Source organism: Phenylobacterium sp., assembly GCF_013911965.1.
GTDB lineage: Bacteria > Pseudomonadota > Alphaproteobacteria > Caulobacterales > Caulobacteraceae > Phenylobacterium.
Genome location: NZ_JACESE010000011.1, coordinates 46,848 through 66,112 on the forward strand (window position 1 = coordinate 46,848; position 19,265 = coordinate 66,112).

The 19,265-nt window shown below is 67.4% G+C and carries 16 protein-coding genes and 1 pseudogene; 6 read left to right on the forward strand and 11 right to left on the reverse strand.

The window, feature by feature from the left end; translation table 11 throughout:
• Positions 1-14: 14 nt before the first annotated feature.
• Positions 15-716 (reverse strand): cation transporter, encoded by a 702-nt coding sequence (locus H2041_RS12360; RefSeq protein ID WP_293396192.1) that lies wholly within the window; start codon positions 714-716, stop codon positions 15-17.
• Positions 717-817: 101 nt separating this feature from the next.
• Here H2041_RS12360 and H2041_RS12365 point away from each other — a divergent pair, with 101 nt between their 5' ends.
• The 3 genes from H2041_RS12365 to H2041_RS12375 all read left to right on the forward strand — a co-directional run bounded on the left by H2041_RS12365 (position 818) and on the right by H2041_RS12375 (position 4,129).
• Positions 818-1,108: a hypothetical protein gene (locus tag H2041_RS12365; protein ID WP_293396189.1), complete on the forward strand. Its 291-nt coding sequence runs from the start codon at positions 818-820 to the stop codon at positions 1,106-1,108.
• Between the two features lie 193 nt (positions 1,109-1,301).
• On the forward strand, positions 1,302-2,723 hold the full coding sequence (locus tag H2041_RS12370) for an SMEK domain-containing protein (RefSeq protein ID WP_293396186.1): 1,422 nt from the start codon (positions 1,302-1,304) through the stop codon (positions 2,721-2,723).
• Positions 2,720-4,129: a hypothetical protein gene (locus tag H2041_RS12375; protein WP_293396183.1), complete on the forward strand. Its 1,410-nt coding sequence runs from the start codon at positions 2,720-2,722 to the stop codon at positions 4,127-4,129. Before H2041_RS12370 ends, H2041_RS12375 begins: the two co-directional genes overlap by 4 nt.
• Before the next feature lie 220 nt (positions 4,130-4,349).
• Here H2041_RS12375 and H2041_RS12380 read toward each other — a convergent pair whose 3' ends face one another.
• From H2041_RS12380 to H2041_RS12410, 7 genes are all read right to left on the reverse strand, one after another.
• The gene (locus tag H2041_RS12380) at positions 4,350-5,024 is read right to left on the reverse strand and encodes a hypothetical protein (RefSeq protein ID WP_293413054.1); all 675 of its coding nucleotides are present in this window, start codon (positions 5,022-5,024) and stop codon (positions 4,350-4,352) included.
• A gap of 83 nt (positions 5,025-5,107) precedes the next feature.
• The gene (locus H2041_RS12385; protein WP_293413056.1) at positions 5,108-6,910 is read right to left on the reverse strand and encodes a DUF4209 domain-containing protein; all 1,803 of its coding nucleotides are present in this window, start codon (positions 6,908-6,910) and stop codon (positions 5,108-5,110) included.
• Between the two features lie 145 nt (positions 6,911-7,055).
• Positions 7,056-7,277, reverse strand: a complete 222-nt coding sequence (locus H2041_RS12390; RefSeq protein ID WP_293413058.1) for a hypothetical protein — start codon at positions 7,275-7,277, stop codon at positions 7,056-7,058.
• Positions 7,278-7,472: 195 nt separating this feature from the next.
• Entirely contained in the window at positions 7,473-9,812 is a 2,340-nt protein-coding gene (locus H2041_RS12395) for a S8 family peptidase (protein ID WP_293413060.1), read from the reverse strand.
• 10 nt (positions 9,813-9,822) lie between these two features.
• Positions 9,823-10,812, reverse strand: coding sequence for an ATP-binding protein (locus H2041_RS12400; protein ID WP_293413062.1), 990 nt, complete (start codon positions 10,810-10,812; stop codon positions 9,823-9,825).
• Between the two features lie 181 nt (positions 10,813-10,993).
• Positions 10,994-11,368: a YdbL family protein gene (locus H2041_RS12405; RefSeq protein ID WP_293413064.1), complete on the reverse strand. Its 375-nt coding sequence runs from the start codon at positions 11,366-11,368 to the stop codon at positions 10,994-10,996.
• Between the two features lie 14 nt (positions 11,369-11,382).
• Entirely contained in the window at positions 11,383-12,222 is an 840-nt protein-coding gene (locus H2041_RS12410) for a universal stress protein (RefSeq protein ID WP_293413066.1), read from the reverse strand.
• Positions 12,223-12,506: 284 nt separating this feature from the next.
• Between H2041_RS12410 and H2041_RS12415 the strand changes: the two genes are divergently transcribed.
• Entirely contained in the window at positions 12,507-13,439 is a 933-nt protein-coding gene (locus H2041_RS12415) for a YfdX family protein (RefSeq protein WP_293413068.1), read from the forward strand.
• Between the two features lie 162 nt (positions 13,440-13,601).
• Complete coding sequence (clpB, locus tag H2041_RS12420) at positions 13,602-16,208, forward strand: ATP-dependent chaperone ClpB (protein ID WP_293413070.1); 2,607 nt, start codon at positions 13,602-13,604, stop codon at positions 16,206-16,208.
• A 69-nt stretch (positions 16,209-16,277) separates the two neighbouring features.
• Here the strand turns inward: clpB and H2041_RS12425 are convergent, their stop codons facing one another.
• The gene (locus tag H2041_RS12425) at positions 16,278-16,925 is read right to left on the reverse strand and encodes an SOS response-associated peptidase (protein ID WP_293413072.1); all 648 of its coding nucleotides are present in this window, start codon (positions 16,923-16,925) and stop codon (positions 16,278-16,280) included.
• A 407-nt stretch (positions 16,926-17,332) separates the two neighbouring features.
• Here H2041_RS12425 and H2041_RS12430 point away from each other — a divergent pair, with 407 nt between their 5' ends.
• Positions 17,333-17,899: a helicase gene (locus tag H2041_RS12430; RefSeq protein ID WP_293413074.1), complete on the forward strand. Its 567-nt coding sequence runs from the start codon at positions 17,333-17,335 to the stop codon at positions 17,897-17,899.
• Here the strand turns inward: H2041_RS12430 and glk are convergent.
• Together glk and H2041_RS12440 are read right to left on the reverse strand one after the other, a co-directional pair.
• Positions 17,814-18,912, reverse strand: a pseudogene (gene glk / locus H2041_RS19110) (glucokinase). The gene H2041_RS12430 and the pseudogene glk overlap by 86 nt on opposite strands.
• A complete protein-coding gene (locus H2041_RS12440; protein ID WP_293413078.1) occupies positions 18,913-19,182 on the reverse strand; it encodes a hypothetical protein in 270 nt (89 codons plus the stop codon).
• Positions 19,183-19,265 lie beyond the last annotated feature (83 nt).

The following is a 19,265-nucleotide window of genomic DNA, read 5'->3' on the forward strand; positions in this document are numbered from 1 at the left end:
GCCGAGGACTGGGGTTAGTCGACCTTCGCGGCGCGACGGGGCGAGATCGCGAAGGTCGGCTGGTCCGTGTTCGGCCGCTTGAACTCACGCCAGCCGGAGCTCAGGACGCGCGCTGACGATCGGAGGAACAGCGCGGCGATCGCCGCGGCGACCAGGATGTCGGGCCAGGCGGCGTGGGTCACGGAAACAGCAAAGGCCGCCGAGAGCACGCCGACGTTTGCGATGACGTCGTTCCTGGAGCACTCGAAGGTGCTCGACATGTTCACGTCCTCCCGACGATAGCGCCACAGCAGGCCAAGGCAGGCCAGGTTCGCCGCAAGGGCGAGACCCCCGAACAGCAGCATTAGGCCGGACGCCGGGGGCGCACCGGTAACGATCTTGACGCCGATCTCCACCAGCACGCCTATCCCGAACAAAAGGATGAACCCGCCCTTGGCGAGCGCCGCCCCGGCCTTCCAGCGCGGACCTCGTGCGAGGGCGTAGAGGCTTAGGCCGTACACGAAGGCGTCGCCGAGCATGTCCACCGCGTCGGCCATCAGCGCGGCCGATCCTGCGACCACGCCGGCGCCGAACTCCACGAAGAACATCACCGTATTGATGGCGATCATCACGCGGCGCTGGCCAGCCTCGCGGGCCAGCTGCTCCAGCTCGCATCCCTTCGCGGAACAGCAGTCGTCCATGGTGCGGAGGTAAGGTTGGCGGCCTGCGTTCAGCAACCGTGCGCGTGCCAATACGCGCGCGTTGGCGGTCGTCTTGCCGTGAGGCCGCTCCGCCCTAGCTATGTGTGGACGAACCGCAGTGGTGGAGGCCATCGATGTTGGAGCAGGGAGACGGCGCGGCGCACGCGCATGGCCGATTTCTCTTCCTCACGCAGCTCATGCGCCCTCCTGTCGGCTTCAACCGACCGGAGGACGTGGTGAAGGATCCCGCCCTTAGCCTGGAGGAGAAGCGCGAACTTCTGGCCGCCTGGGCCTCGGACGCCTTCGCCCCTCCCGATCATCCTGGGCTGCGCTGGCTTCCCGGCGCGGAGGATCCTGTGCCGCTCATGGAGATCAACGACGCCCTTCGCCGCCTCGATGAGCCTCGTTCGACGGCGCCTGATCAATAATCGAAGGAGGCCGGCGCCCCGGACGCGTAGAGGGGGGGGCGGCTCGGTATCCCACCGACGGCAACCGCGGCAGCGCTTTGGCCCTCGGCGGCGGAGGGTGAGGAGCGGCTGTGACAGGTTGCCCCGCCCCCTTGAAGTGTTCTCACTGCGTTCCCATCGTTTGACCTGCTGTTCGTGGGACCGGGGACGAGGGATGAGGCAGCTTGAAATCGAGAATCAGCTCCGCGACGTGGTCAGCCGCATTGTCGTCCAGGTAGAGTTGGCGACCGCCCAGGGGCGGACCGACATCAACCTCGCGCTTGAGGATGCGTTCATCCCCATCCTGAAATCGGTCTACAACCTACCGCACCTCGTCAACCTGAACCGGAAGCAAAAGAACTTCCCTGGCATCGACCTTGGAGACGACCACGACCGCGTCGCCTTCCAGGTCACCTCGTCGACTACCCTCGAAAAGGTGAAGTTCACCGTCCGACAGTTCATGGACCGGGCCTACTACAACACCTTCGACGAGCTCTTCATCCTCATGCTCGCCAGGAAGCAGGCCTCGTACAGCCAGGCTTCGGTGAACGAGCTGCTGAGCGGGCGGTTCGCGTTCAACTGTAAGAAGCACATTATCGACCTCACCGACCTGCTCGGGCAGGTGTCTGGGCTGAGGCTCGCCGCGCAGGAACGGGTGCTGGCCGAGTTCAAGCACATCCTGGGCGAAGTTGACGCCTACATCAGCTTCAGCACCGAGAGCGTGGCGGCACCGACGGCGATCACGTCCAACCTTCAAGAGATCCGGCTCCCGCCGGCCGTCCATGTGGCCGAGCTTTCCATCGACGATGAGGCCGTGATCGCGCGGGCTAAGGTGGAGCTCGGTTACAAGGGCAAGGCGCGGGGCCGGAGGTCGATCGCAAAGATGGCCCTGCTGTTGAACGGCGTGGAGACGGACGCGTGGGTCTGCCACGACAATAAGCTCTTCTCGTTCCACGATATCGAGCAGTGCGGCCTGAACAGCGTCGTCGACCCCGGGTCGGTCGAGCGACTCCAGGTCTCAGACCTCGCCGACTCGCCCGAGCCGGACAATGTGAACATCCTCAAGCAACTGCTCGCCGCCGAGACCCGCGAGATGCTCAAGCCGCGCCATGTGCGGCTGCAGACCCAAGAGGGGGTGTTCTACTTTGTGCCCACGGCGGAGGGGCAGCTGGAGCGCAAGGAGACCTGGGTCGGGAAGAAGACGTCGACCCGCCGCGTTTATGAGCTCAAGTACCAGAGGAAGGACCCGTCAAAGGTCTCCCATCACCAGCATCTGTCGTTCGAGCTCTCGTTCACGAAACTGGGGGAGACCTGGTACGCGCAGATCGTGCCGAGCTGGTTCTATTCCTACGACGCCTACCGCAGATCGAACTGGCACGACGATCTCCTGTCCCAGCAGAAGCGCCTGGAGCATAATGAGACCGTCCGCAACATGGTGCGGTTCGTCGCCTACTTCTTGTCCAACACCCGCGGCGACCCGGACAGCGGATTGGCTTTCCTTTCCCTCGTCGAGTTCGACGTCCACGACGCGGACGAAACGGGGGCCGGCGAGGGCGATGCCGGCGCCGCAGACCTTGCGGAAGGCGCAGCGGCATGAAGCTCACCACCCTCACCGAGCCTCTGCTGGAGTTCGGCACCGGCACGCACATCTGCCCGCGGACCGGGATTGAGCATATGGGCGTCTACGACCAGCGCGACGAGTTGCGACGCACGGAGCTGCGCATTGGGGTGGTTGGCCGCGGGGAGGGGATCGACCTTCTTGATGAGTGGCTCGAGCGGTGCCGCGGAGGGATCGAGCGCAAGAAAGAATCGCAGCTGCTGAACCTCTTCCGCGGCTTCGGCGGCATCAATCAGAGCTACGGATTCCTGACCCGGCTCATCAATTCGCCGCAGTACACCCGAACTCTCAAGAAGTCGGAGATCTCGGCGGTCATGAAGCTCACGTCCCGCCCGGACCGGGTGGAGCGGGCCGTCGAGCTCTATTACGAGCAGATCCGCTTCCTGGCCGAGAACAGGTCCGTGGACGTCATCGTCTGCGTGGTGCCGAACGAGATGTTCGACTCCATGACGGCGATGGCCAGCGGCGACGAAGAGAACGAAAGCGAGCTTGAGCACAATTTCAGGCGTATCCTGAAGGCCCGGTGCATGCACCTTGGCACGCCCCTACAGTTGGTGCGCGAGAAGACTATCGTGTTCACCAAGCACGTCGCCGACCAGCAGGACGCCGCGACTAAGGCCTGGAACTTCTGCACCGCGCTCTACTACAAGGGCAACCGGACGATTCCCTGGCGGCTTGTCGAGGACAAGGCGAAGCTTAGGTCGTGCTACATCGGCATAGGGTTCTACAAGAGCCGGGACGGGGAGACGGTGTCGTCAAGCTTGGCGCAGGTCTTCGACGAGTTCGGGCACGGGATCATTCTGCGCGGGACGCCGGTGTCGATCGACAAGAGGAACCGGCACCCGTATCTGAGCGAGGATCAGGCCTACGAGTTGCTGCGCGATGCGCTCGACGAGTACGACCGAGCTCTGGAGCACATGCCGGCTCGGATCGTGATCCACAAGTCGAGTCACTTCCGGGACAGCGAGCGAAAAGGGTTCCTACGCGCCCTCGATGAAAAGGGCATCCGCGCCAAGGATTTCGTCGCGATCACAGACACCGACATTCGGCTGTTCGGCGACAAGGACTATCCGCCGAAGCGCGGCACGCTGCTGACGATCTCCGAGGCCGAGGGCGTGCTCTATACCCGCGGCACGGTTGATTTCTACAAGACCTACCCCGGCATGTATGTGCCCAGCCCGCTCAAGATAACGGTCTACGAGCAGGACTCGTCGCTGGAGAGCCTTTGCGATGAAATCTTGGGGCTGACGAAGATGAACTGGAACAACACCCAGATGGACGGTCGGCTGCCGATCACCCTGGAGTGCGCCCGGAAGATCGGGGACATCATGAAGTACGTCGCCGCGGGCGAAAAGCCTCAGGTCAGCTACAGCTTCTACATGTAACGGCTGCAGGGGGTGCGGCTACGCGGCCGTGCGGTGTGAGCTTTCAGTTCAAGTTTTCTCCTCGAAATTGAGCAAGCGCGCGCTCATACGGGCGCGAGATCATATTATCGCCTAATATATCTTATCGGAAATATTAATAGGAACGCTTGGTAATTTCAGCCAATGCTGATGAATGTCTCTGATATACCATTAGGTTCGCCAGATCTTCACCTTCCGTGGCTCATCCGCCGTGGCGGCCGCAGTAGCCGCCTCTTGCTTTGGCCTCTTTCCAAGCCTTCACAGGAAGCTGGCTCGAAACGCCGACAACGCCAGCCTTGCACCTGGCGCCGCTCAGAGTGACGCCCTCGCAGCGGATCGACCCCTCCGAAGAGAGCCACTCGACGAAGTCCTCACGGCTGAGGCCAGCTTGGCGCGCCATGGCGCCCGTCGGATTCACCAGGTATTCCTCCGCCACTTCAGGCTCGAGGGCGATCCTGACGTTCCCCCATCCAAGGCCCTTATCGATCCAATAGGCTTGTCCATGTGCGATGTGGGAACGGATGAGCTCCCTCTCGAGCGCATCAGGCGCCGGCCACTCCGTCATGGGCTCCGCAGGTTGAACTGAACCGCCGCCGTGTCCCTTGGGCTGGTGCTCCTTGCGCCCTGCGCGTACTAGAAAGGTGGATTGGGCGCGCCGGCCTGGCAGGCCCGTCGCAGCTTCAGCGAGCTGGAGGCTGAGCCCCTTCCCGAATTTGGCGTAGGCGAACAGCGCCGCCTGCCACCGCTCAGCCTCATCTTCGATTTCGGACAGCTGTAGAGCGCAGGCGCGCCTTTGGTCCTGGGCGGACTCCAGCGCCTGCTGCGCCTTTGTCAGTTCGGCGTTGGCTTCGATCAGCCGTTTCAGAGCAGGATGCATCAGAACCTCGAACGTCGGCTGGAGCTTAGTTCAGCCAGTGATTCGTAGCTCGGTGCCTGAGGTCAAAGATTGAAGCGATTGGTTCACGACGAGGCTTTCCCTTCGGCGGTCGCCGCGGCACCAGGAGCGCGCCACAGGCCGAGGAGCACGACGGTCTGGACCAGCCAGAGAACCGTCTGTTGCTCCATCTGATCGCGAGCAAGCAGGCCATGGGCGACCTCGTTGCGGAGGTTTGGGCCGCGCGGATCGGCGTAAAGCGTTGCGAGATGCACCGCGAGGTCGGGTCCGTGTTGGCCGAGCGCCGCCACGGTCTCCTTGCTGTAGAGCCCGTCCCCCATCGTCACCGCCACCTGCGCGCCCTTAAACTTGGGGTGCGGCTTGCTCGTCGGCCGGCCAATCAGGCCCATCAGACTGCGGAAACCGCGTTCGATCTGCGGCACCAGCACATGCACCGCCTTCACGTGGTCGCCCTCGAACCAAGCCTCCAGTCCGTCGGACAACAGCGCGCCGTCGCCAAACAGCCCGGCCCTATTGCTCCAAGCGACGAAGTGGCCGGCGTGCAACTGGTAATGCTCGATCGCGGCCTCGAGCGCCCACCCTAGCCAGGGGGTGTTCATGCTGAGGCTGAAGTGGGCGTGCCGAAGGACGCGGCCATAGGGGTCGTCTTCGATGCTCCCGACGGTGGCGACGACGTGGTCCTCGCCCATGATCTGCTGCGGGATCATCGCCATCAGCGGCGCGGCGTCTCCGATCGTCGCCAGCTGCTCCTCGAGCTGGGCTCGGCGCAGCATGAACTCGGCGCCGATGCGAGCGAACGCATCTACGACCGTGCCTTCGACGATCCGCGCCTGGAACGCCTCCACCTCGTCGAACGAGATGCGGACCTCCTGGCTGATTTCCGCCATCTGGTCGCGGGCTCCGCGGACCTTGGCCTGCATGAGGCGGCGGACCCGCTCGACATCGTCCGCGAGCCCGGCCTTCCGATAAGACTCCATGCTGTCGTTGAGCACGCTCGAGGCGGCGAGCGCCTCGGCGCGGCTGGCATGGTGTTCGCGGGCGCGGGCGATGATCGCGTGAATGCGCTTCTCGTCGGAGCTCTGCTTTAACTGACGGTAGTGCTTGATGAGCCGCTCGCCCGTTCGTTCAACGAAGTGAACGTCGAAGCGCTTCGGGTCTGCGGCGTCGGCGTAGCCGGCGAGCACGGTTTCCAGGTCCGCGACGAGGTGCGTCCTCTCCGCCTCCGTCAAGCCGGACTTCCGCTGCTCCGTGAGGATGTCGTAGGCCTGCCACCAGAGTTCGCCTTCGCTCAGCGCCACCCCGTGGAGCTGCAGGATCTCGGCCCGGATCGCGTCCACAAGGGCTTGATCATCCAGCTGAATGGCAAGCCCGAGCGCGCGGCGTAGGCGCATGAAGGCGTGGAGACGCTGCTCGGAGGGAACGCCGCTCGCCGCGCGGTAAGCATCAATGGCCAATCGCGCGAAGTGGGGTTCGCGCCGCGCGCCGGTCAGCACCTTCGGCCCAAGATCCCAGATCAAGTCGGCGTAATGGGCCTTCAAGGTGGGTGTCGTGAGCCCATCGGCGCGTAGCCGCCAAGCGTCCAGCACGTCGGCGTCCACAGCCGCCAGAGGCGGGCTGTCCACGACCTCGCCATTCTCATAGGTGGCGCTGAAGCGTGGTCCGAAATAACCGCCCCAAGGGCTGGGGTTGCCGGGATACGGCCGAATTTCGGCCGCCAGCCGATCGGCCTTCCATAGCTCTGGCTCACCTTCGGCTGCACCGGCTCGCAGCGCTTCAGCCACGTCCGTCAGGTCGACAGGACCGCCGGCGCGATCGAAGCGGGCCAGCACCTCGTCCGGCGTTTCACTCGGGGCCGATGATGATGACATGGTCTATCACGCGGGGACCGACCGCCCGCGTAGAGACAGGCCGACGGTGACATGGGTGGGAGCGGGCAGAGGTATATAGGTGCGCGTCTCGGCCGGTCCCAAGCCTAGAGACCGAGCGACCTCGCCTCGCCCGACGTTCCTTTCCTCACGCCGCCGTGGCGAACTCTGGGAGCGTACATGACCCGTCGCCGACCGACGCCGGGGGACAGAGAAAGCGGCTCAGCCGAACGTAGTCGGGTGAGGTCACCTTGATCTCCGCCCAGGCGCCCTTGTCCGTGAGCGCCCGTGCGATGCGCCAGGCCGCGTCTTCCGCCATCGCGCCCGATCGGAAAACCAGCGGCGCGGCGAGCTGTTCAGACTGCACCATCCAACCCGCCCCCGTGGGGACGACCGAAATGGGATGAAGCACCGCTGTTCCTCCTCTCCTGCGCAAGCGTAGCCTTGGTCGATTTAGGTCGCTTGGGTGGGCCCACAAGAGGCTGAAGGCAGGGTTCGTGCTGCGGCTGAGCCAAGCATGCGGAGGGGCAGATCGAGATCGACTGCAGCGCGACCCGGATCGCCTTCAGGCGGGCAGGCGAACCTGGGCGCGGAGGCGGGCATAGAGCTGAACCTCGGGCTGGTGCTGCATCTCCACCACGAGGGCGAAGCGTTGGCGCGTCTCGAACGAGGCCGCCCAGCCGGCTTCACATCGGACCACCAGGTGGTAGGAGCCGCCATAGGCATCGGTGTCTCGCGTGAACGTCACGCTGGCGGTCTGGACGGTGTTCCGTTCCCGCTCGCGCGGCCCCGGCTCCATGCCGCAGTTGAACCGATTGTCGAGATCGGGGCGGCGACCCTCCGCCTGGGTGCGACGGCGAAAGTGATCGAAGATCAGCGCCGGATCACACCCGCGGACCAGGCGGAAGCTCATCCCGACACCCGCATAGTCGGCGCGGGTATGGCGGACCGGGGGATCGTAGGCGAGGCTGACCCGGATGGTGCGCCGCCCTCCTCCCTGGAAGAGTTCGGGTATGGGGACCTGATAGACGGCGAAATGGTCCAGTGGCAGCTCGTCCTCGGCGAACAGGACCACGCGATGGTCGTCCGAGTAGGCGGCGCGTTCAGCGTCGGGCCGGCCATTCCCGCAAACCGCCCTCACGGTGTCGTTGCCCAGCGGCTGCAGCCGCAGCTCCGCCGGCTGCGGGACCTCGCTGGCGCCGGCGAGAAGGGCCCGCATCAAATTGGCTGACGCGTTCGGGAACCGGCCCAGGAGCCGCGCCGCCTTCGACGCCACCAGGGGGGCTGCGTATGACGTGCCGGAGCCCGCGGTGAAGAGACGGTCCAGGAAGCGATGATGGAGGGTGAGCACGCCGGCGGAAGCGAGATCCTCGCCGAGGCGCAGCCGCCCAACCATAGGGTCGAACACCATCGTGCCGCCGACATCCACCAGGTCCGGCTTCGTGGAGCCCCCGATCCCCGGGCCCACGCGGGAAAACGGGGCTGGCTCCAGCGCCCGCGTGATCGGCCGAACATGCACGTCGTCGGCGAACTCCGGCCCCAGCCCCTCCCCGTGCGCCAAGGCGCCGACGGTCAGGACGTTCATGGCGCCGGCCGGCTCGCAAATGCGATTGGCGGGCTCGGTGAGATAGCCCGGGTACTCTGTCACCGCCTGCTCGATCCGATTGCCGCCGCGCGGCGCGCGGTTTCCGGCCGAGACGATGATTAGGACGTCGAGCTCGCGGGCCAGCTCGTCCAGCGTCTGCGCCCAGGGACCGACCTTGCCGCCGTCATACGGGCGCTTTGGATCACCGAGCGCCACGACGAAGATGCGGCAGCCAAACCGCCCGTGGAGGCCGGCGATCGCCTCACGCATCTGGGTCGGCACGAGGCGACGGTCGTCGAAGCCGCCGCGGTCGTTGATCACCTTGGCGACGGCCAGCCTGGCGGTTCTCGCGAGCTGTCCGGCCTCGAGCTGCGCCCGCAGGTCGCCGAACAGCGCCACGCCGCTCACCCGGGTGCCGTGGCCCCACTCGTCGGCTGTGCCTAGGCTCGCCGGCGCACCAATGGCTCCCACGATCGCGTCGGCCAGCAGCGGGTGATCATTCACCCCGCTGTCGATGACGCCGATGACGGGCGCGTCGTCCGGCAAGGGGGCGAGGGCCGGAAGCTCTTCCAGCGTGAGGTTCAACGCCTCGCCGATGGCCACGTCCGGCTCAGGCGGGAGATCGAGAGCCGCAACCTCCTCCACATCGAGCAGCGTCCTGACGACCGCCCCGTCGGCGCGCAGCCTCAACATCGTGATCGATGGGCCGACATAGCGGTCCAGGACCTCCCCTTCCCGCCTCTCGATATAGTCGGCGATCTGGTCGAGCTTGCGCGTTCGCGCCTCACGGCGCCCGAAGTCCCAGAGCTCCAGGTCCAGGACGAACTCGCGACCATCGGCGAAGTCTGCAGGCGCGGAGAAGCCCTCCTCGCGCAGGCGGATCCCGATGCGGTCCCGAGGGGTCACCGCGGCGATCTCTTCGACCCGATTGATGAACCCGCTGTACGCTGGTGAGGCCTGCCCGTCTGGGACGCCCCGCGCATAGGCGGCGAGGCGCTCGCGGAAGCCGCGCAGGTCATCTTCGGAAGCGAACAGGACGAGCGTCTTGTCCTCATCGGTGGAGAGCACCGTCAGGCCGAGCCGCTCCCAGTCTTCCTCCAGCGTCATGCCGTTCATGCGCACACGCAGGATCAGGGACGGATCGACGAACTCCGGTCGACGGCGGCGCTGCTGTTCTTCGACCGCCGCCGTGAGCTCGGCCTCGAGCCGGCCGCTGTGGTGACCCGGATCCCGCGCGGGCGCGCCGCCGCCGCCAGGCCGCTTGCGGCGCTCCAGCTGCTCAGGCAGGCGGACGAGCCGCAAGTGGTCGTGTCGCGGCATGCCGGGTTGTTCAGTCCGAGGCCTTCAGGCGAGCCCTTCCGGATCGGCGGCGAACCTCATCGGCGATGGCGCGGCGGAGGTCCTGCTCGCGGACAGTCTTGCGCCGATGGATGACGGCCGACTTGATGGCCTGGACGCAGACGCGCTCGATCTCGGCATAGGAATAGCCTTCGAGCTTGCCGGCTTGGGCGAGCGGGTCGAAGTCGAGGGCCACGTTCTTGAACTTCAGCTTCAGGAACCGCTCGATCATCTGCCGGTCGGGCTTGTCGAACCAGATCACCTCGTCGAAGCGGCGCCAGATCGCCGGGTCGAGCGACTGGTCGAGGTTTGTCGCGGCGATCATGAAGCCCTTGGGACGAATGCGGTCGATGAACAGCAGCAGGCTGTTGACCACGCGCCGCAGCTCATTGTGCTCGCTGGTGTCGTCGCGCGACCGCGCCAGGGCGTCGAACTCGTCGAGGAACAGGACGCAGGGCTGTTTCCGAGCGAACTCGAAGATCTTGCGGATATTGGCCGCCGTCTCGCCAAGGTAGGACGAGATCAGCCGATCGATCTTGACCACGTAGAGGGGTAGCCCGAGCTCGGCTGCGAACACCTCCGCGCAGAGGGTCTTGCCGCACCCGGGAGGCCCGCAGAACAGCAGCTTCGAGCGAACCTCGAGGCCGCGCCGACGGATTTCGTCCCCTCGGCGGAACTCGTGGATCAGGTCGACGAACACGCGCACGTTCTCATCGCTGAGCACGATGTCGTTCTTATTGTGCTCCGGCTCGACCCGCTCGACGAAGTCGCTGGCGGCGTCCGGGAACGGGATCAGGGGCGCCAGGGCCCTCGGGGCGGGCGTCCCAGGCTGGGCGTTATCCAGGGTCTTGCGAAGCGAGCGGGCGAGCACGCGGTTGTTCTTTTGTTCCTCTTCGAGGATGATCTGCTCGGCGACGGCCCGGAACTCGTCGTCCCGGCCGTAGCTCGCCAGCAGTTTCTTCATCAGCTCGCCGCGCGCCATGACGATTCGTCTTCGATGCCCCGCGGGACGTTAGTGGAATTCCGAGGCCCCGACCATTCGGCGCCAGGGCTTAAGATGGCGTCAACCATGCCGCTGCGCGAGGGGGCGGATGGCCGCGACCGTACGCCCGTCGAGCGATAGCGCCGCAAACGCCGAAGGGACTACGCCCTGGGCCGCGGGGCTACTTGCGCCGCCAGACGCCGTCGACGTCCCTGTAGTAGTCACCCGGCTTGAGCTTGGTGTCTCGCAGCGCCTTGGCCGCGGCGACGCCGGCGACCTCGGGCGTCACGCCGTTGCGCTTGGCCGTTTCCTCATAGACACGCCGCCGCCCGGCGTTGATCTCCTCGACGGCGGCTTGCAGCGCCGCATCGGCCGGCGTCGTGACGAAGCCGAGAAAGCCATCCGCCTGTTCGCCGACTTTCCCTGCGGCTTTCGCCGCGTCGACCAACACCTTGGCCGACGGCGCCTGCGCCAAGGCGAACCCCGGTCCGAGGCCGGCGACAACGGCGATCGACGCGACCGCAGCCCGTCTCGTCGGGCAGTAGCGACCTTCCATCGTCCACCCCGGCGCTAGTGCGAGAGCAGCAGGGGAATGGGCGAATCGTCCAGCATCTCGCGGCTGACCCCGCCCAGGATGAACTCCCGAATCCGCGAATGGCCGTAGAGGCCCATGACGATCAGATCCGCCTGGGCGACGTGGGCGGCGTGCTGCAGGATCACCTCGCTGGCCGGGCGGCCGCCCTCGGGCAGGCGCTGGAGGTTCACGGACCGGCAGCCGTGGCGCTGCAGGAGGGCCTGAAGCGTCTGCTCGGCGTCACGGGCGGCCGCTGGATGGTCCACGATCACCGCCGAGACCTGATCGGCCTTGCTCAGCAGAGGCAGGGCGTCTCTCAGGGCCCGGGCCGACTCCCGGCTGCCGTTCCAGGCTACGAGGATGTTGCGGCCAACACGGGTGGCGTTGCTGGTGTCTGGAACGGCGATGACGGGTCCGCCGGCGTTCAGCGCCACCGTGTCGGCCGGGGCGAAGACGCCTTCGCGGGTGTTCTCGGGCGGCCCGGGCATGATGAGGAGGTCAGCCCCCCGCGCGGCTTCGATGAGCTCGTTGGGCGCGCCGCCATCCAGTTCACGCCAGGCGATCGCTTTCCCGCTCGCTGCGCCTTCCAGCGTGGCCTTCGCAGCCTTGGCGTTCGCCAGCACAGTCCGATTGTGGGCCTCGGTGAGGTCTTTCATCACCGAGGCTGGCGGGGTGACTTCCGCGCTGGCCCCGAGATAGACCGAGGGCGCGGCGGGGGAGAGGAATACGCTCGCAAGGTCGGCGTCGAAACGGCTCGCCAGGTCGGCGGCGATCGCCGCGCGCCGCCCAGCCCCTTCGTCCACGCCCGCTTGCACCAGTATCTGCTTCAAGCTCATCTAAGTCTGCTCCCAACCATCCGTCGGTCCCGCCTGCGCCGGCTCCGACGTAAGAGGAGGAGCGCGGGGCGCGACCCATCTTGACCTTGGTCAAGAAAGGGCGGGCGGGGGCCCGTTCAATCCCCTCAGCGCGATCTGGAGTTGACCCGGGCGCGTCACGCCGGATGCGGCGGCGAGCCCTCCAACTTGACGCCGGTCAAGCTGCGCCCTCCGGGAGCGGCGACAGTCGGGCGCGTTTTCGTGACCCCGCGCCCAGCCAGCTGGGCCGGCCTCAGGAGGAGAACATGCGCTCGAAGCGAGTTTGGATCGTACTTGGCGTCATCCTGGTCTTGGTCGTGGTTGCACTGCTGGTCTGGAGGCCATGGCGTGACAGTCCCGCAGCTCCGGCGGCGACGGGCGCGCCAGCGGCGGCGCCGGCCGGCTCCCGCGCGGGCCCTTACGAGCGCCAGCGCGCCGAGGCCGAGACCGCGGCCGAGGGCGCCTTGGATGCGGAGGCCATCGCCGTCCTCGCCGAGACCGACCGCGCCATAGCGCGCATTGCGGCCGGAGACCGCCCCGGCGCGCTTGCCGCCCTGGAGGCGGCGGCGGGCAAGGCGCAGATCCTGGTCGGCCGCAATCCGGCCAATGCGCTGATCCCCGCCTCCGCGGAGGTCCATGTGATCGACTCCGCGCCCGCGGACGAGGATCGGATCGAGCGGATGCGGCGTAGCCTCCAGTTGTCGGTGATCGCCGACGACTTGCCCAAGGCGCGGCTGATCCTCGACTCGCTGAGAAGCGAAATCCGCGTCCGCACCTACCACATCCCGCTCGGGACCTATCCGGCCGCCCTGGCCCAGGCCGCCGCGTTGCTCGACCAGCAGAAGAACGCCGAGGCCGCCGACGTGCTGGCTCGGGCGCGCTCGACCCTGGTGATGATCGACGAAGTGACGCCCCTCCCCCTGGTCGTCGCTCAGACTGCCGTGGACGCGGCGAAGGCCGACAAGGATGCGCAACGCCGGGCGCAGCATCTCACGGCGGCGCGCGAGGCCTTGGAACGGACGGAAGATCTTGGCTACGGCGACAAGGACACCCGCAAAGCGCTGCTGGCGGAGATCCGAAGCCTGGAGGGCGGGGCCAAGTCCGGGTCGGACATCGAGGCGGCGCTCGAACGGATGCAGACCCGCCTCAAAGACGTGGTGGCGAGGCTGAAGGGCGAGCAGAAGCAGGCGGAGTCCTAGAAGACGCGCGGCGAGCTTCGGGGCCCGCTCCTCGCCCCGGAGCTCGCTGGCGGCGGGCTCGCGCCCCGCCGTTCACGTGGTCGCATCGCGCCGTTCGCCACGTCTGGCGCGCCGGAGCGAGCGCCCTAACTCAACACCGAAGAAGCGGCAGGAGAGAGTCTCATGAACCTCGAGAAATTCACCGACCGCGCTAAGGGCATGCTGCAGGCCGCCCAGAGCGTGGCTGTCCGCCTCAACCATCAGCGGATCGCGCCGGAGCACATCCTGAAGGCCCTGCTCGAGGACCCGGAAGGCATGGCCGCCGGCCTGATCCGCTCGGCAGGCGGCACTCCGGAGCTGGCTGGACGCGAGGTCGACGCGGCCCTCGCGAAGATCCCCGCCGTCACCGGCGCGGGCGCCTCCCAGCCGCCAGGCCTCGACAATGAAGCGATCCGGCTCCTCGACCAGGCCGAACAGGTCGCACAGAAAGCCGGCGACAGCTTCGTCACCGTGGAGCGCCTGTTGCTGGCGATGGCCATCGCGGCAAGTTCCCCGGCCGGACGGGTCCTGTCGGCGGCCGGCGTGAAGCCGGAGGCGCTGTCCAAGGCGATCGATGCGCTGCGCGGCGGCCGGCTGGCGGACACCGCCAGCGCCGAAGACCGCTACGAGGCGCTGAAGAAGTACGCCCGCGACCTCACCGAGGCGGCCCGCGCCGGCAAGCTCGACCCGGTGATCGGCCGGGACGAGGAGATCCGGCGCACGGTGCAGATCCTGGCGCGGCGGACCAAGAACAACCCGGTGCTGATCGGCGATCCAGGGGTGGGCAAGACCGCGATCGTGGAAGGCCTCGCCATCCGGATCGCCAACGGGGACGTGCCGGACACCCTGCGTGACCGCAAGCTGATGGCCCTCGACATGGGCGCACTGATCGCCGGCGCGAAATACCGCGGTGAGTTCGAGGAGCGCCTGAAGGGCGTCCTAGACGAGGTCAAGGGGGCCGAAGGCGGCATCATCCTCTTCATCGACGAGATGCACACCTTGATCGGCGCCGGCAAATCGGAAGGGGCGATGGACGCCGGCAACCTGCTGAAGCCCGCCCTGGCCCGGGGCGAGCTGCACTGCATCGGCGCCACGACGCTGGACGAATACCGCAAGCACGTCGAGAAAGACGCCGCCCTGCAGCGCCGCTTCCAGCCGGTCTATGTGGACGAGCCCACGGTCGAGGACACCATCTCGATCCTGCGCGGGCTGAAGGAGAAGTACGAGCTGCACCACGGGGTGCGGATCACCGATGCGGCCATCGTCGCCGCCGCGACCCTCAGCCATCGCTACATCAGCGACCGCTTCCTGCCGGACAAGGCGATCGACCTCATGGACGAGGCCGCGTCGCGCCTGCGGATGGAGGTGGAGTCCAAACCTGAGGAGATCGAGGCCCTCGATCGGCGCATCATCCAGCTGAAGATCGAGCGCGAAGCTCTCAAGAAGGAAACCGACGCCGCCTCCAGGGACCGGCTCGCCACCCTCGAAAAGGAGCTCGCCGAGATCGAGGAGGAAGCCGCCGCCCTCACCCAGCGCTGGCAGGCCGAGAAGGAAAAGATCCAGGCCGAAGCCAAGCTCAAGGAACAGCTCGACCAAGCGCGCCTCGAGCTCGAGCAGGCGCAGCGGCGCAGCGACCTCGGCCGGGCGGGCGAGCTCAGCTACGGGGTGATCCCGCAGCTGGAGCGGCAGCTCGCCGACGCCCAGGCCGCGAGCCAAGGCGCCATGCTGCGCGAAGAGGTCACCGCGCAGGACATCGCGGGCGTGGTCTCCCGCTGGACCGGCATCCCGGTGGACAAGATGCTGGAAGGCGAGCGCGAGAAGCTCATCCACATGGAAGACGCGCTCGGCAAACGGGTGATCGGGCAGTCGCACGCGATTTCCGCCGTCAGCAAGGCGGTCCGCCGCGCCCGCGCGGGCTTGAAGGACCCGCAGCGGCCGCTCGGCTCGTTCCTGTTCCTCGGCCCGACGGGCGTGGGCAAGACCGAGCTCACCAAGGCGCTGGCCGGCTTCCTGTTCGACGACGACACGGCCATGGTCCGCATCGACATGTCGGAGTTCATGGAGAAGCACGCCGTCGCCCGCCTGATCGGCGCGCCGCCCGGCTATGTCGGCTACGAGGAAGGCGGCGTGCTGACCGAAGCCGTGCGGCGTCGGCCGTACCAGGTCGTGCTCTTCGACGAGGTGGAGAAGGCGCACAACGACGTCTTCAATGTCCTCTTGCAGGTGCTCGACGATGGGCGGCTGACCGACGGCCAGGGCCACACGGTCGATTTCTCCAACACCCTCATCATCCTGACCTCCAACCTCGGCAGCCATTTCCTGTCGAACCTGCCGGAGGGCCAGGACGTCGAGAGCGTCGAGCCTCAGGTGATGGAGGTCGTGCGCGCGCACTTCAGGCCAGAGTTCCTGAACCGTCTGGACGAGATCATCCTCTTCCACCGGCTGGCCGCCGAGCACATGGGACCGATCGTCGACATCCAGGTGGAGCGGCTGCAGAAGCTGCTGGCGGACCGGAAGATCACCCTCGAGCTCACCGACGAGGCGCGCGCCTGGCTCGGCCGCGTGGGCTACGATCCGGTCTACGGTGCGCGTCCGCTCAAGCGGGCGGTGCAGCGCTACCTGCAGGATCCGCTCGCCGACATGATCCTGAAGGGCGAGGTGCGAGACGGCGCGAGCGTTCGGGTGACGCAGGGCGACGGCGAGCTGACCTTGACGCCGAACGGCCCGGAGTTGGCCCAGCAAGCCGCCTGACCCGGGGCCGCCGCACTCGGCCGATGGGTGCGGCGGCCGCCGTCGGGCTCGAGACCAAGCTGCCGCCGCTCAGGCCGCGCGCAGTTCGAACCGCTCGGGACGGACCGCCCTGAAGAGGGCCTCCGCGTCTTGGGCCGGATCGAGCCAGGCGCTCCATTCTTCCGGCTCCAGGATCACCGGCGCGCGGTCGTGGTACTGCGAGAGCCAGCCCGCCGAAGGGCCGGTCAGGATGGTGAAGCTGCGGATCTCGCCGGCGTCAGGGGTGGCGCAGCGATCCCAGAGGCCCGCGAACCAGATCGCCCGGCCGTCGGCGCGGGCGAAACGGTGCTTCACCTTGGCGCCCTTCTCCCCGGTCCACTCGTACCAGGCGCTGGCGGGCACGATGCAGCGGCGCTTGGCGAAGGCGTCGCGGAAAGTGCTGGCGCTGTGGCAGGTCTCGACCTTGCAGTTGAACGTCGTCAGCTTGAAGCCGTCGTCAGCCCCTTTGACGGTGTCCTTCAGCGGCTTGCCGTTGCGCCAGAACGGGACCAGGCCCCAGCGCATCTTCTCGAGCTGCCAGCCCTCGCCGTCCCAGCGCGCGGTGAGCTGCGGCGTCGTCGGGCGCACGTCCGGATCGGGCTGGAGGTTCAGGGGCTCGGTCTTCACCGTTCCGAAGCCCGAGAGCTGCTCATGAATGTCTCGCCAGTAGAGGTGCGAGGTGTCGAACCTTCCGCACATCAGCGTCTCCATGCGTCGCGGGGCAAGCCGTCCCCTTGGTCTCCGATCGCCGGCCGGCTAGCCGCCATCCCGTAGTCGAACGCCTGGACCCGCGCCGGTCGCCGCGTCCGCGGTGATGAAGGCCACGCCGGCCGCCTCCAGCGCCCGTTGGACAGCGTCCACGTTCGCCGCAGCGCTTCGGCCGGGCCCTTGGCGACCCTCCATTCTGACGATGGTCGGCAGCGAGAGCCCGGACGCTGCGGCCAAGGCCGGCTGGCTCCAGCCGAGCAGAGCCCGGGCCGCGCGGATCTGCGCAGCCGTCAGCATGGCGTGATCAGAATATTATCTCCCGTGAGCATTTTAATTTGACAGCCTGCCGCCCGGAGTATGATCATAAACTAATCTCTCGTGATTAGCAGGTTCAGGTCATGGGCTCACGTCGTCAGGCGGAGAGCGGCGGCGCGTCCGTGCGCGCGGTGTCGCGCCGCACGCTCCTGGCGGGCGCTTCGGCCGTCGCCGTCCCGGTCGCCGCACCGATCGCCGGCCCAGCGGGCCTCCCGCCGGCCGCGCCCGAACTTCGGAGCCCGACCGGCGGCCATCTCGTCCGGAGCTGGTTGCGCATCGACGCCCAGATCGAGCGCCTGCAGACGCGCTGGGCCCGACTCGAGGCCTGGCTGGTGCGAGAGCATCGATGGTGCGAGTTGTCGCCGGCCGAACAGCAGGCGCTGCCCTGGGCGCGGGAGCTGCGCGATATCGACGGTTGTCTGGAGGTCCTCTTCGAGAAGCGGGACGCCCTTATCGGGCGCCTGCCCGTCGACGGGGCGGCGGACCTGACAGAGCTGGCCGAGCGGCTCGAGGTGGTGGAGCGCCTCATCGTCGCCGACGAGCACCCTGAGGCGAACGCACTCGTCAGGGGGGTGAGAAGCGACCTTCAGGCCTGGACTGCGAGCGGCATGCCCTCGTCGGGGCTGAAGGACGTCTCGGGACAGGTCTGACGCGCGAAGCCGCACCATTTGCGCTGGGCGTCGCGTCGGCCGTCTGGAGCTGGCGCAGCCTGCGCGCGGCGCCGAGCAGGCCCGGATCGGGATGGGTCACCAGGAAGGTGGGGATTTTCTGCGGGTAGGCGGTGAGCCGCCCCTTGCCTTCGAACGCCGTCCGAAAGGCGCCGGTGTTCAGCCACTCATAGATCTTCGGGGCGATGCCGCCGGAGAGATAGACCCCGCCCGACGCGCCGAAGGTGAGCGCAAGGTCGCCGGCGACCTGTCCATAGATCCTGACGAACCGCTCCAGCGCCTCGCACGCTGCAGCGTTCCCCTCCCCGGCCGCGGCCACCACTTGCGCGGGCTGGGTGGCTGCCGGGCGGGCGCCGCTGGCCTCGCAGAAGCGCTCATAGATCGCGACCAGCCCCGGTCCTGAAAGGACCCGCTCGATCGATACCCGGCCATGACGCGCCTTCAGGCCAGAGGTCCAGCTCCACCTCGTCCGTCGGCGCGAAGCCGGTGTGGCCGGCCTCGGACGCGATGGGGATGTCGCCGTCACGGCCGGGGACCAAGACGGCCGCGCCGAAGCCGGTGCCGGCGCCGATCACCGCGACCACCCCAGGCTGGCGCGAGCGCGGCGGACCCAGCGGCCGCAAGTCCTGGTCCGCCAACTCCGGCACGGCCAGAGCCTGGGCCACGAAGTCGTTGATGAGCTCCAGGGTCCTGAACCCAAAGGTCTCGCGGAGCGCGCGCGCATCCACCTCCCAATCGAGGTTCGTGAACCGAGCCCGCCCGTCCGCCACCTGACCGGCGACGCCAAGCACGGCGGCCGACGGGAAGCCCGGGACGGCGGCGTCTTCGCGGTAGCGCCCGAGGACGGCTTCGACCGATGTAAACTCGGTGGCGCGGTAGGCCCGCCGCGCGTGCACGCGCCCGCTGCGGTCCACCAAGGCGAGCCGCGCGTTGGTGCCGCCGAGATCGGCTATCAGGCCCGAATAGGCATGGTCGAACTCACGCGCCGCCGACACCTAGTTCGCCTGGATGCTCACCAGCCTCCCTTCCGACTCGCACCAGGCCGCGAGCCCGATGGCGATCTGGATCGCCTCCGCCTTGTCGGACACACGACCGAGCACGCCGCGGTTATGCTTGATCAGCCAGGAACGCCCCTCCGGCGCCACCTCGAACAGCGTGACGTCCGGCTGGCCTGCGCTCCTCGCGGGGTTTTCGGCCGGCCGGTCTGAGGACTCCACCGCGGCGTCGCTCGCCGCCGCGGTGTCGGTTGCCTGCAGCATGGTCATCATCGGCTCCATCCCCACGGATGCTGCCGCGGTCGCCCGGCTTGGACTTGATGGAGATCAAGTGCAGCGATGCGACGAGCTCG